Raw genomic sequence first — 13203 nt, 5'->3', positions numbered from 1 at the left:
CTTGCGAACAAGGCCGGATCTTCCGGCTTTTTATTTGTCCCCTTAATCCGTCCTTGCCGGCATTTCCGCCTTCGGCTGCACAAGATACCGGATCAGGATATCGTTCTGGCGATTATCTGAGCGAAAAGCTTCTGCAAAAGCTGCGGCACTGCCTTCCGTCCTCTCCTCCGGGCTTCGTCTACAATAGCCAGTGCCATTCCAGGCTTGGTCATTTTCTTAAGAGCAGTTTCAATGATCCTGCTTTCCGTCTCCCCTCTTCCGGTAAGCCGGGAGGCCTGGCGGTAAACGGACTCGAAGCCGTTCTCGTAAAGGAAATGCTCAATGTCCCGGCACGGCAGCAGGGTCACCTGGTTGTTATGGCCGCCCTGAGAAGCCTGGGAGGCATACTTGATTCCGGCTTCGTCGCCGTCCGCCACCAGATGCCAGAAAATCCCCAGATGATTGGCCAGCTTGATAAGGGGGGCGGCACCGCACTGGGCGTATTCCACCAGCCGCACCCCTTCCGCCGGCAGCGAAACCCCGACGATGGAGGCGAATTCATTAAGAAGCCAGATTTCCGTTTCCCCTTCCACAAACACCCAGGATCTGGCAAACAGCGTCATGGGGCGGTTCAGGCGGACATGAAAGGCGATCTTCCGCAGATCGTCGCTGGTAAACTTCCGCTCGTCCACCTGGTAGCAGGCCGTCATATCCGATTTACGGGCACAGCGCCTGATATCCTGAAGGCTGACCGTGGAAAGAATGTCCCCGGAATTGGTAGTGATAATCTGCTGCATCGGAAGAAGATCCAGAATATTCCAGACATTGAAAAGCACCGTGGGATGCAGCCGGCTCTCAATATCCTCAAAAATCACAATGGGCTTGGCCAGTCTGTCAATCTTCCTTCCTCCGGCGGCGTCCAGCAGGGAGCCGGCCACATATGCCAGCAGAATACGCACCTCCCGGGGATTGGAATTCCGGATCAGCTTTTTAAGAGATCCCAGGGATTCACTGGAAATCGGTTTGGCAACAATATCCGTCAGAGTACGGTGGCGGACACCGATTCTCTTGCCCATAAGAGGCGGTATAAACGAAAAATAGTGGTCAAACAAACTGCTGACGGCCTGAATCCCCTCCTTGATAATCCTGACCGGAATCACTTCCCCGTCCGTGGTGCTTACTGCCCTGAACAGCTCCATCAGCTTTTCCTCGCTGGCCGGAAGGCCGTCAGGAATGCCGTCATCCCGGGAAAGGGGCTCGTCACCTCCTCCCTCCGTCAGGGTAACCTGCCTGCTGTCCCGAATCCGGAATACCGGGCTCAGGGACAGCAGGCAGCGCACCTGTCTCATGGTATTCCCGGGAATCATGACGCCGTTCCGATCCAGAAAGCCATGGGTGGTAAAAATGGTGCCGTTGGCATTCATGGACGCTCCGGCGTAGTAGTAGACGCGGCAGAAGCAATCCTTTCCCCGCACCCAGCACGGTTTCAGACGCGTCAGCTTCGGAGAGTTCATGGCGGAACCTAGATGCCCTTCACGGAAGGTCAGCACGAAGCTGAGCTGCCGCTCCCGGGGGATCATTCCGCCCTTGCGGTACTCCTGCCGGTATTCCTGATAATCCTTGTGAAAATCATCCTCGGTAAATTCATAGGGAACGTCTCCGTTTCCCAGAAGCGAAGCCAGTCCCCTGAGCAGCGAGGTCTTGCCCCAGGCGTTTTCCCCGATAAACACGGTTTTTTTGTTAAAGGGGACGGACATTCTTGCGATGCCGCGATAATTCTTGATTTCAATGCGTTCCAGAAACATATCGGCCCTCCAGAATTTCCCGGTTCCGGGATCCGTACCGGCAAACTCCGGAACCGGAGTTACAGCGACGGGAGATCACTTCAATTCTATCACGTTACTTACCCACAGCAATTTTCCGGAGCCGCCTCCGGAAACGGGAAAGTCGCGGCCCCGCTTCCGGAGACCGGAAGAACCGTTTTTCGGGGACTGCAGAACAGAGACTTCGGAAAACTTAAAAAGTGACAGACAAAATCGCCTTATTTCTTAAAAAACAACAGCAATTTTGATATACTTTCCAGTGTACCGTAAGAGGTACGGTCGGCATCTGGCTATCAGACTTAAAATGTCCCCGCTGTCGCCGATATTCTGGAGAAACGGATACGGATTCTCATTTCTCATAAAAGGTCATCATGAAGATTATTTCATCATTTTTAGCGGGCTGTGCCGTACTGGGACTCTCTCTGTCTGCTGAAGCCGCAACATTTGCCGCTCCGAAAAACTACAGTATCATCATCGTGGACGGAGCCAAAACCGGCGGCGTGATCTCGGATCCCCGGGAGATTGAGCTGACTCCGGGACAGCACCAGATCGTTGTTTTTTTCAAGGGGCTTTTCAAGCACGGCGGGGATCAGATTATCGCCTCGGCCTCGGATCCCATCGTAATCAATATTCCCGATGTTCAGGAAAACGACTCCATCACCTTTACCTACCCCCGAATCCGCGACTACGGCAGTGCCCAGGATTTTGCCGATCACCAGACCATCACTATCACCAACAACGGGGAAAGCGTCTCCAAGGACAAGGCCTCGTATTTTATTCTTCAGTCAGACAAGGGATTTCAGCTGGATCGTGATTTTCTGACTGAACTTAATTCTCTGGGGCTTCTCTACGTATCTCCGGAAAACACTGCAAAGCAGAATCGCAACGATCAGAAACTCTCAAACTGCCGGGACAGCGGCTTCAAGGATTGCCCGGACACCATCAGATCCACTGCCGAGGCACGCAATACCTACCTCAAGAATACTGAAGGCAACAGTCTCCGGACTCAGGACGGCATCCCTCTTACCTCTGAAAACGCCCTGGAATCTGCACGCAGAAATGAACCCCTGAACAAGCCGGCCGAAACCCCGAAGGTCAACGGACAGATGCTTGACGGACTGAAATCAATTTACAATAGTGCCGATCCCGCCACCAGAAAGGCTTTCCGGGAATGGCTTGAAAAGAACTGATTTCTGACAGCATTCCCCCCGTATCCCGTTCCTCAGGAACGGGATTTTTTATTTCCGGACCGTCCCGGATCAGCCACAGCTGTTCTGCATTTTTTCGTATTCGGAAAACAGCATCTTCTGGCTTTCGGTGGCGTAGAAGATCGCGGTTTTTACCAGTCTCTCCGCCAGGGCCGCCAGATTATCATCGTGGCGATCCAGCCCCATCAGCCGCTAATAATCACCTGAAGCTCCAGAACATCAATCCCAATACGGAATTTTTCCGGCAGGAAATCCACCGCATTCATGCTGAGAACCTTTTTCTCCAGCTTTTTAAAGAGCGGATCGTACAAATCATCAATGTCCATGATAACTCCGCTGACCAGAAGACTTTTAAGGTCTTTCGAATAAGTCAGGGACACATGGATTCCGTTAAGATCGTTTTCGGAGATTCCGGTCTCCCGGTCAAAGGGGCTGAGCGGAATCCCGGCTTTGGCAAATATCCCGTTAAGGTAATCTATCATCGCATTCCTCCTCCCCGGGGTGCCCCATCATAAATATATTCTCATGGGGCTTTCTCCGGAGACTTCCACTCTCCCTGCTCTTAAAACTCAACCTCGTAGCTCTTTGTGCTGTTTAAGGTCTCTTCTGCCGACAGACTGAGCTTGATAACTCCTCCCGCACTGATTCCGGCAGAGGTTTTGTCAATCTTCTTAACAGTATTGAAGACAATCTTCAGCGGAGTAAAATCCGCATCCTTCATGGAATCAACCCTGGAGCCGAGCTTTGCCGCAAAGCTCCCTCCTTCCCGGTGCAGCTTTCTGGATATTTTGGCCAGAGACGCCTTCTTGCCGGCCCGGACAATCTCAATGGACTCCAGGGACTCGTCGCCAAGCTGGATAACATTAAGCTGCGCAATGGCCTTTTCCATCTGTCTTTTGGAAAAGCCCAGCTTTTTCATGGTCTGGGACAGGAAACGGACGTTATTGGTTTTCTTGGTACTGGCACTTCCCTTTTCCTCAGGCTCGATCTTGGTCGTCTGCTCAACGGATCTGAGCTCATTCTGCATGAGATTCGTCTCATAGGAAGTGGCAGTCTCGCATATGTAGCTGGCACCCACATTTACCGCCAGAAGCTCACCGGAATCATCTCCAAGCTTAAGCCCCAGATCATACCTGAAGTTCGGAGTATCCAGCTTGTTTATCAGCCCTTCAAAAGAGGTTACCAGCTCGGAAATCTTCTCCTTGAATTCCAGGGCCTGACTGATACCGGGGATCTTCTTGCCCAGATAGGTCAGAAAGCCGTCAAAATCAGCTACTGCCTTATCAGTTATGTTGGTTTGCGCAAAATTCACAATGCTTTCCGCAATGTAGCGTCCGGGATCATGCTGGTATTTCTCAAAGTCATCCTTGGCTTTCCAGCTGCTATTGTCCGTGGGCAGATATTTTCTGCCGGAGAAGCGCTTCACAATCATCTCCGAAAAGAACTGATCATTAAGCGCCTTCTTATGATTGGTAAAAAGGTGCGCAATCTTATCCGCAGAACCGATATCCTTGCTGTCATCATTGTATTTCAGAAGCTCCGGATCGATCTCATCACGGGATTTCTCCCCCAGATTCCTGGTATCAGTGCCGTCATCTTCGCCGCTGTCATCTCCCATCTTTTCGGGATTAGCCCCGTCCAGAAGCTTGTTTTTCAGCGAAAATATCGCTTCAACTCCGACAGAAGCAGTAACGGTGACATTCTTAGTAAACTTATGGGAAGAGGTGCCAACTTCATGAGCCCATTCCCTGGACACCCCAAATTCCGCACTGGCACTGAACTGCAGCGGATCATAGCCGCTGGAATCATCATTCCCCGTTATTACCTGCGCAGAGCCCTTGGCATTTCCCTCTGCCGCAGCGCTGAAATCAAAGTTTTTAACAGTCTGCTTTCTGATATCCTTCGAATTCCGGAAATCCCCCTGATTCAGATTGCTGGCCATGATTTTTGCCAGAAACTCTACGGCCTCTTCTTCTCCGAAAGTTACGGAATAGCCCCGCTGGTAATTGCCGCCGAATTCTACCTTGGCAGCCAGGGTGGGATCAGCAACCGACCCCAGAGTGGCGCCAATGCCCAGACTGGCACCGAGAGAAGCGGACATCCGGAAAGTATATTCCCGGGCGGAAGTGCGCTCAACTTCAAGATTGGAACCGGCACCCAGACTTATTCCGGCACTGGCCCCCACCTGCAGATTTCCCACATTGAAGTTCTTCCCGGCCTCAACGGAAACCTTGTTGTCCTTGGTATGTACCAGGGTCTGCCCCTCCGCCAGGCTGGTCAGCACCTTACCGGAAATCGCCTCATAGACCTTCGCATCCCTGGGGGTACGGGTGAACCAGGATTTCATCGCCTTATATCCGGCGGAAACAGAAGATACGACCTTAGTTGACATAAAGGCTCTTCCGAAGCTTCTGACGGCCCTCCTGGCATATTTGCTCTTAGAAGTGGTGTCATTGCTGTACAGGTCTGAAGAGGTAAGCTGCCTTATCATCTTCTCGAGCACCACGTCATCAACTGCCAGATCTGCCTTCAGATAGCCTACGGCCTCTTTGATAACAGCATCGCGCCCCTTTCCGGCAATATTCGGGTTCTGTGAAAACTCAAACTTGAAATCGGCATAGGTACTGAAGTTATTGCTGTAGGCCACCCGGCGCAGAGCCTTCTCCGCCATCATGGAAACCAGCTCATTCTTCATAAGCTCGCTGACCGCCGCATCCCCGCTCCGGCTGCCGGCACGGAAGGTGCTCATCATCCCGGTAATACCGCGGGACACCTCGGCGGAGGTGCTGACCAGAGAGTCGCGCAGTCTTTGAACCGTTTTGCCGGAAGAAAACATATCATTGAATTTCCGGGTGATAAAGTTCTGGTGACTTTCTATCTTTGCTCCCTGGAACTCCTTCTCAAAATACGGGGTCAGATATACCAGGGCACTCGTAACGTTATGAGTGTTATCCCGGGCCAGACAATTCGAAATCTGGGTATAGAGCTTCCTGAGAACAGTATGAACACTGGCATTATCGTCCTTCAGCGCCTTTCTGGCATTGTCTATCGCCTGCTGAATTTTGCTTCTGATAGCCTCTCCCTCAGCCTTGTTGCCTACAAAAATATTGTTCTCCGGAACAAACATGTCATCAGTCAGAGTGAGCTTCTTAAGAGCTTCCCTGCGATCATTGTCGGAAAAATGCGCATCATTGATACAGAATTTCAGGAGCGTATCCTCGCTGACATAGTTATTGTCCAGCACAGCGTATGTCCGGAGAACCGGATCGTTGACCCCGTTCCGGTTACCGCCAACAGGGGCATCGGCACGAATACTGTTAATTAGCTCCCTGACCTGACGCTTGCCGACACGGGCATCTATCAGCTCCTGTTCAGAAAACTCTGCCTTGCCCGGGTTTCTGGCTGCCAGCCGTGACAGCTTTGCATAGCTCAGGAAGGCAAATTTGAAATCAGCGGTTTCCCGCAGATCCTGGGGAACGCTTCTGAGGGCACTGGCAATATCATTAAGCCTGGCAGGCTTCCTGAAATCATCCGCGGACAGGCCGAAATAGGTGTGTCCCTTGGGCAGGATATCGATAACCGTCCGGGCAAACAGATTCTCCACCGAGGCTGCCAGAAATCCCAGTCCGGCACTGCCCTGCATCTTTGCCACCTCCTGGAGAAGCTCCTCAGTGCCGGCTACGGATTTGATTTCAGCTCCCACCTGGGAAGATGCGGCGCGGCTGAATTTCACAAGATCATCCAGATGGAGATTTTCCATAAGGCGCTGACTGTCCCGAAGAGCAGTCTCGTTATGCTGTTTTATGCTGTCCAGGGTCAGTTTGTTGGAAGCAATAAAGAGCTCCGTAAACTTCTGCGTGTTGTTCTCGAAAAACGTCATGAGCTCGCGGGAGGTATTGCAGCGCTTGAATGCCGCATAGAATTCGTTAAAGCTCGCAGGATTAATGGCGGCTCTAAGCTCCCTGAGCTTCGCCTCGTCGCCGTTTGCCTCCTGCTTTTTAGTGTTATAGAAGCTGATAATTCCCTTAAAGAATTCCTTCATCCTGGGGCCTAGAGACTCCGTAAATCTTTCCGTAAGGTGCACGGCAGGAATTTTGGCACAGCTGTCAATAAAGTCGCTGTGGCTCATCATGACATTGAAGCATTTCAGGAACGTGGCCATCTCGGTATTTCTGATATTGACGGCTGTGGGATCGAAACCGTTATATCTGGCAACATTGATCTTCCCGCCCATATCGGTATCCGAAATATTCATGGCCTGCTGGAACCGGACATTGTCCTTAAAGGGCAGCCGGAATCCGTCAGTTTCGTCCTGCGCTGTCGGATGATCGGCAAGAAACTGATGATAGGCCGCCTTGATGATGATATTTTCAACAGTTCTGAGATCCTGCTCGCAGTGATTGTCCCTGAGAAGCTTCACAAGTCCGGGACCCGGATTGCACACTCTCCGGTATGCTTTCTGCAGATCCTTCATACTGATATTGAGCGGAGAACGGTTTTCGTCATGGCCGCTGACAACATAGTTGAGACAGGAAAGAACGTCCTTAGTAAGCTCTATCCTGACCGGCAGGTTTTGCATGATAACCTGGGCCGACGCCGGAAGCTCCTCCTGTGAGATGCCCCCCAGCAGGGAGGCAAGCATCATACTGTCAAAATCACTGTTCGGACTGTGAATAAACTGCGCCAGGGTATTAATGCTCTGTCTTACGGTGTCATCGGAAGGATTATCCTGCCTGAGAGCCAGAAGAGCATCCACGGCTCCGGCATTTCCCAGAAACTTAAACAAAAGAGCCGGCGCATAGTCAAAGGTTTTAAGGACATGCGCAAAAAGCTCCGTATCGGCACCCAGCTTTTCCAGGGAGGTTCCCTGCGCCCCTCCCAGGGCATCGTAGATATATTTGAGACGCGCAACCTCGGCTGAAATCCGCTCCTCATGGGAATGTCCGGCCCCGGCATAGAGCTTTTCGGCATCGGTTCCGGTAAGGAATCCTTCCGCATCCTCCTTCACCAGATTAAGCAGCTTTACACGCTCCAGCACGTCGGCAGTGAAATCCCTGATATCCCTCCTGGCCTCCGCATTTTCGGTCCAGTTATGGGGAATGCGATTCCGTAAAGCGATTTTTTTGGCTTCGAGGCCGCCGGAAGCTTCATCCAGATCCCCAAGCTCTTTCTGGTATTTTTCAAGATTTGCCTCGGAAAACTCATTCATAAGAGTACGGCATCCGGGGCTGTTGCTGATAGCCTCCCGGACACTCATTTCACCGGAGGTTACCTTCTCTGTAAGATCGCTGACCCTGATTCTGGGCATGGTGGCCACCTTTTCCAGATCCACCTGGCACTTTTTCAGGAGACAGCCCATTCCGAGAATATTTTCCGGGCTGTTAAAGCTTACTTTGATATTTGACTTTAGCGCCTTAGAAAGGTTTTGCAGCGCGATACTACGGTTTTCGACAATAGCCGCAAAACGGTTTTGGATATCGTTCAGAAGAGCGAGAGCTTCATTCTTTCGCTCCCCGTTTCCGGAAACAACCATGGCCTTTACCCGATCCACCGCAGACGCCAGCTCGGAAAGCACCGCTTTTCTGTCTATATTCCGGTAATTCCCCTTCATTATCTTCGCAAGAACATTGTCAATTTCCGTTTTCAGAGGGGGAACCTGATTAGGAGCGTGCCCGCCAAAACAGGTGGCGCCTACCAGCTTTTTAACCATGTCCAGCATGAAATTATCCAGAGCCACGGACTCTTTGGCATCCCTGAAAAGCGCCTTGTACTTTCCGTCCTGGGATTTTACATTCTCGGAATGATCCAGAAGAAGGCGTGTCAGATCCGCCAGGGTCATGTTCGCCCGGTCGGCAACAGCGCTGTCAACCTGACTTTCAATAGCAGCAAATTTTCTGCTCAGGGTCAGGGAGGATACGGAACGTTCGCTGGCCTTTATCTTGCCGTTTTCCATAAAAACATCGAAGCCCAGTCTGAGAGCTTCGAGTTCGTTATTTCTGACATTATTATTGATTCCTCCGGCATTATTGCCGTTTCCCGGAGCATTAACAGGTATCTGATTCAGGACGTTTCCCGCACCGTTATTATTTAAGCTGTTGACTCCGGTCATACCTTCCCTCTGTTTTTGTCATAATCCAAGCTGTTTCTGCCTGCAATGGACAGCACATATTCACACTTCCCGGTTTATTCTCGGGAATTTCCGATTTCGGTTAGTCCGGGATTAATTCCCGGTACCCCTGGTTAGTCATAAAACGATTATTTTCTGTAAGAAGTTACAGCATTGAAAAAAGTGCTTCCGATTTTGCCTCCCGGATCACAGATAACTGGCACTTTTGCCGCGGAGAGACAGCGGAAGCAGAATTCAGGCCTTTCTGCTTCCGAATATATGGACATACCTTCCCAGACTGACGAAATCGGGATGCCGGCACATTTTCAGCTCCCAGGAAAGAATTTCCTCCCCCGGAATTTCCGCAAGATGATAACGGGCCATATAGTCATGAAAAACCCGGACTCCGCTCATTTCAGTATCCGGAAATCCCAGACCGGACAAGGCCCTTCTTACTTCCTCAGGCACCAGAGGATTCGGAGGAGTCATTCTCATTTTGCTTTTGCGGCGCAGAGGGCGCATGCCGTTTTCAAGATAACGGTAATTTCCTACCACAAGACTTTTAAAAAGGAGAGCTGTGCGGTTATACACCAGAAGAGAGAGCCAGCCGGACTCCCGCACCATGCCGGCAAGCACCGGAAGCGCGTCAAAGGGAGCCGCCAGCCACTCCAGCACGGCATGGCAGATAACGATATCGAATGTTCTCCCGGGGAAAAGCACCGGAAGATCCTGAATGGCTCCCCGCTGAAAAACGATAGAGCCGCCGGTTCCGGAAAAATCGTGTCCCGCAGTATCCCGTCTTCCGATTTCCAGCATTTCCTCAGAAATATCGATGACGGTTACCCGGTGCCCGGCATACGCCAGCTCCCGGGAAAAGGCTCCGAATCCGCCGCCGGCATCCAGGATATCCAGAGACCCGCCCTCCGGAAAGGCCCGGAGAATTTCCTGAAAATCCTGTCTGAGAACGGCAAGTCGGATAAGCCCTCTGTCGGAACCGTATATGCGTTCCCGGAATTCCGCCGCCCGGTCGTCAAAGGACTGATCGCCGCATGTGCTCAGTTTCATTAAAAAAATGCCCGGACTATCTGGGAGAGCCGCATTCCTGCTCGAAAATCTTTTTCAGATCGTGAATATCGCGTCCCTTGAGAAGAGCCAGAGGCTTTAAGCATTTCCCCTGCTTTTCACACCAGCTGAATCCCTGACCGCAGCGATTGTTCGGAGTAATCACTCTGCCCTCTGGAAGCGCATCTCTGCTGATCTCGGGCTTTGCCGGAGGATCTTTCTCATTTCCGAAGCATCCCGCAAGAGCCCCGGCCAGTAATAGCACTGCTGCCATAGATATTTTTGCTTTCATTCCGTATTCCGCCGTTTTCCTGTTCATCCCGGCAGCACCGTCCATCTCCTGTACCTGGTATGGCTCAGCTCTCCTGCCGGCGCAATGTCTGAACATCTGATTGCCTTATGACTTGCTTCTTCTATTCTATCACCAGATATCACTGTCGGGCTACAGGTTCGACTGGGTCTGAAATCACCCCCTAAATTCATTCCGATTCAAAAAATTTCGTTTCAAACGATCTGTTATCCCCGATACTGCGGTATATTGCGCTATATTTTAATTCTGATGATCTGACAGTTCTCCCCGGACTCCCGGAAAAAATTTCCGGATCCGGCACTGATCTTCAGGTTACGTCCCTGCAGAAATGTCACTCCGAAAATGAATATCGCCGAACTGAAAAAGCTGACCGCAAGCCCCCTCTCCCTGGAAGCCCGGCTTCTTTATGCTGTAGGCATAAAGCCCCAGAGTCTGAACGGCCGCATTACCCTTGACTACAACAGACTGACCCCGTCCCTCACTGTTTCCGGCAAAGGAGAACGGGGCACGATCCGGGAATATCTCCCCCGGGCCGGCGATCTCAACAGCTTCGTCTGCGAGCTCATAAATGCCGGACTGATCCGCCCGGCCCCGGGAGCGCGGCTGCAGTTTGAAAACTGGTGGGACGGGGTACTTATGATTCTTCCGCTTCACCAGCAGTCCCTGGTCACGGATCGGCACACCTACCGGATGCATGACAGCTGGCATCCTGACAGTACCTTTCCGGACACCGCAAGACTGGCAGGGCTCGCCGATATCAGCTATACTCCGGGGCAGCTGGCAGAATTCACCTCCTACTGGACGGGACGGGACGATCTTCTGGACAACCACCGCTGGAATCTGCGTTTCATCTCCTTTCTGAAAAAGGTTCACAACAAGTAGCATTTACCGGGGATCCCCAAAATGCTCCGGAGTCCTCAGCCGGATGCATCACCACTGGCGGTTTTTGGTATAATTTCGATATTGATACGGCATGCAGGCTTTAATATGCGCGATAATATTTTTGCAACCAAACAGGAACGTGTAGGGGATTTTGTCTTTGACGAAACGGTGGCCAGCGTTTTTCCCGATATGATCAGAAGATCCGTTCCCGGCTATCCTAGCATCGTAAGCGCGGTGGGGATGCTGACACGGAGGTACGCTCAGGAAAACACCTGTCTTTATGACCTCGGCTCCAGCCTGGGAGCCTGTGCCATGGAAATGGCCGGAAACGCTCCCGACAATACCCGGGTCATCGGCATCGACTGCTCCGCAGCCATGGTACAGCGCTCCAGGGAGATCATCTCCTCCTACAAATACCGGGTGCCGGTGGAAATTATTCAGGACGATATCGCATCCTGCAGTCTGGAACCGGCTTCAGTGGTAGTTATGAACTTCGTGCTTCAGTTCATCGCCCCGGAGCAGCGCCTCCCTCTTCTGGAAAAAATCTCCCGCTCTCTGGTTCCCGGAGGGGTTCTTGTGCTCAGCGAGAAATTCTCTTTTACGGACTCCTTCATGATGCAGGCTCTTACCGATCTGCATCTGGATTTCAAAAAGGCCAACGGCTACTCGGATCTGGAAATCAGCCAGAAGCGCGCTTCACTGGAAAACGTTATGATTACCGAATCTCCCGCAAAACGGCTCCGGGATCTGGAGCTTTCCGGTTTCAGTCATGCCGGTCTCTGGTTTCAGTGCTTCAATTTCGGCTCCATTCTCGCTGTAAAGGAATGAACATGAACTGCTATGCCCCCTGGGATGAATTTCTGGCCCTGATTGCTCCGGACGAAAATCTGGCCCCCTGGCTAAGGGTACTTCCTGCCCAGCTGGAAAGGTTTATGGAATCCGGAGAAGGCAAAATCTACCGGAACCTTACCAGAAGACTCCGGCGCTTCAACGGCAGAAAGGCCGCCAGGCTCGATCTGAACTCCCGGACAGTCACATTTCAGGGACCGGAGGATATCTCGGAAGGTGAAAAGGCAGGCATCCGGAAGCTCCTTCAGGAGTTTATGCCCTGGAGAAAGGGCCCGTACGAAATCTTCGGAGTTCCGGTTCCCACAGAATGGGAAAGCTGGATGAAATGGGAAAGGCTGGAACCGCATATCACCCCCCTCCGGGACCGGCTGGTTCTGGACGTAGGTACCGGGAACGGCTACCATATGTGGCGGATGCTGGGGGCCGGAGCCCGCACGGTTATCGGCATTGATCCCTCCGGGATTTTTCTGTCGCAGTTCGCAGTCTTTAAGAATCTTATTCCGGATCCGGCTCTCCGCGCGAGGATTCATCTGCTCCCTCTCATCACTGAGGATCTGCCCCCGCTGGAAGCCTTTGACACCGTGTTTTCCATGGGTGTGCTGGATCACCGGAGAAGTCCGGCGGATCACCTCATCCAGCTTCTGAACCTCCTGAAGCCCGGAGGCGAGCTCGTTCTGGAAACGCTGGTTACAGAGGGGGATCGCCATACGGTTCTCCTTCCTTGCGACACCTACGCCAAAATGCCCAATGTCTGGTTTATTCCGTCTCCGGACTATCTGAAGGTGCTCCTGCACCGGGCTGGTTTTGCTTCCGCCGCCATGATCAGCATGGAAAGAACCACCCCGGAGGAACAGCATAAAACCGAGCTTATGACATTCGAATCTCTGGAGGATTTTCTGGATCCCCGCGATCCGTCCAGGACCGTTGAAGGGTATCCGGCTCCTGCCAGAGCAATTTTTATTGCGAGAAAAGGTTAACTAAAAT

10 protein-coding genes are annotated in these 13203 nt (G+C 52.0%); 4 read left to right on the top strand and 6 right to left on the bottom strand.

All coding sequences use genetic code 11. The annotated features are described in order from the left end of the window. Positions 1–92: 92 nt before the first annotated feature. Complete coding sequence (locus tag F557_RS0109700) at positions 93–1784, bottom strand: DUF2813 domain-containing protein (RefSeq protein ID WP_026297857.1); 1692 nt, start codon at positions 1782–1784, stop codon at positions 93–95. 389 nt (positions 1785–2173) lie between these two features. On the opposite strand from F557_RS0109700, the gene F557_RS0109695 reads away from it, so the two are divergent. Further along, on the top strand, positions 2174–2992 hold the full coding sequence (locus F557_RS0109695) for a YccT family protein (protein WP_019002033.1): 819 nt from the start codon (positions 2174–2176) through the stop codon (positions 2990–2992). 69 nt (positions 2993–3061) lie between these two features. Here the strand turns inward: F557_RS0109695 and F557_RS23475 are convergent, their stop codons facing one another. The 5 genes from F557_RS23475 to F557_RS0109670 all read right to left on the bottom strand — a co-directional run bounded on the left by F557_RS23475 (position 3062) and on the right by F557_RS0109670 (position 10470). Beyond that, positions 3062–3196 (bottom strand): hypothetical protein, encoded by a 135-nt coding sequence (locus F557_RS23475; protein ID WP_019002032.1) that lies wholly within the window; start codon positions 3194–3196, stop codon positions 3062–3064. Further along, positions 3196–3492, bottom strand: a complete 297-nt coding sequence (locus tag F557_RS0109685) for a hypothetical protein (protein ID WP_019002031.1) — start codon at positions 3490–3492, stop codon at positions 3196–3198. The genes F557_RS23475 and F557_RS0109685 overlap by 1 nt, the downstream gene beginning before the upstream one ends. An 80-nt stretch (positions 3493–3572) precedes the next feature. Continuing rightward, positions 3573–9119: a hypothetical protein gene (locus F557_RS0109680; protein ID WP_019002030.1), complete on the bottom strand. Its 5547-nt coding sequence runs from the start codon at positions 9117–9119 to the stop codon at positions 3573–3575. A 252-nt stretch (positions 9120–9371) separates the two neighbouring features. After that, positions 9372–10181, bottom strand: coding sequence for a methyltransferase domain-containing protein (locus tag F557_RS0109675; protein ID WP_019002029.1), 810 nt, complete (start codon positions 10179–10181; stop codon positions 9372–9374). 16 nt (positions 10182–10197) lie between these two features. Next, entirely contained in the window at positions 10198–10470 is a 273-nt protein-coding gene (locus tag F557_RS0109670; RefSeq protein ID WP_157617836.1) for a hypothetical protein, read from the bottom strand. A 360-nt stretch (positions 10471–10830) separates the two neighbouring features. Between F557_RS0109670 and F557_RS21260 the strand changes: the two genes are divergently transcribed. From F557_RS21260 to cmoB, 3 genes are all read left to right on the top strand, one after another. Further along, on the top strand, positions 10831–11370 hold the full coding sequence (locus tag F557_RS21260) for a DnaT-like ssDNA-binding domain-containing protein (RefSeq protein ID WP_019002026.1): 540 nt from the start codon (positions 10831–10833) through the stop codon (positions 11368–11370). 105 nt (positions 11371–11475) lie between these two features. Beyond that, positions 11476–12198, top strand: coding sequence for a carboxy-S-adenosyl-L-methionine synthase CmoA (gene cmoA / locus F557_RS0109655; RefSeq protein WP_026297854.1), 723 nt, complete (start codon positions 11476–11478; stop codon positions 12196–12198). Positions 12199–12200: 2 nt separating this feature from the next. Further along, a complete protein-coding gene (cmoB, locus tag F557_RS0109650; RefSeq protein ID WP_019002024.1) occupies positions 12201–13196 on the top strand; it encodes a tRNA 5-methoxyuridine(34)/uridine 5-oxyacetic acid(34) synthase CmoB in 996 nt (331 codons plus the stop codon). The last annotated feature ends 7 nt before the right edge of the window (positions 13197–13203 follow it).

Source organism: Succinimonas amylolytica DSM 2873 (genome assembly GCF_000378405.1).
In the GTDB taxonomy this organism is placed as follows: Bacteria; Pseudomonadota; Gammaproteobacteria; order Enterobacterales; family Succinivibrionaceae; genus Succinimonas; species Succinimonas amylolytica.
The sequence above is the reverse complement of the archived record's forward strand: the minus strand, read 5'-3'. Positions and strand labels throughout refer to the sequence as shown.

What these genes read in the sequence shown, in the direction of transcription:
- F557_RS0109700 (WP_026297857.1), bottom strand. Translation starts at nt 1,784, where the DNA reads ATGTTTCTGGAACGCATTGAAATCAAGAATTATCGCGGCATCGCAAGA.
- F557_RS0109695 (WP_019002033.1), top strand. Translation starts at nt 2,174, where the DNA reads ATGAAGATTATTTCATCATTTTTAGCGGGCTGTGCCGTACTGGGACTC.
- F557_RS23475 (WP_019002032.1), bottom strand. Translation starts at nt 3,196, where the DNA reads ATGGGGCTGGATCGCCACGATGATAATCTGGCGGCCCTGGCGGAGAGA.
- F557_RS0109685 (WP_019002031.1), bottom strand. Translation starts at nt 3,492, where the DNA reads ATGATAGATTACCTTAACGGGATATTTGCCAAAGCCGGGATTCCGCTC.
- F557_RS0109680 (WP_019002030.1), bottom strand. Translation starts at nt 9,119, where the DNA reads ATGACCGGAGTCAACAGCTTAAATAATAACGGTGCGGGAAACGTCCTG.
- F557_RS0109675 (WP_019002029.1), bottom strand. Translation starts at nt 10,181, where the DNA reads ATGAAACTGAGCACATGCGGCGATCAGTCCTTTGACGACCGGGCGGCG.
- F557_RS0109670 (WP_157617836.1), bottom strand. Translation starts at nt 10,470, where the DNA reads ATGAAAGCAAAAATATCTATGGCAGCAGTGCTATTACTGGCCGGGGCT.
- F557_RS21260 (WP_019002026.1), top strand. Translation starts at nt 10,831, where the DNA reads ATGAATATCGCCGAACTGAAAAAGCTGACCGCAAGCCCCCTCTCCCTG.
- cmoA (WP_026297854.1), top strand. Translation starts at nt 11,476, where the DNA reads ATGCGCGATAATATTTTTGCAACCAAACAGGAACGTGTAGGGGATTTT.
- cmoB (WP_019002024.1), top strand. Translation starts at nt 12,201, where the DNA reads ATGAACTGCTATGCCCCCTGGGATGAATTTCTGGCCCTGATTGCTCCG.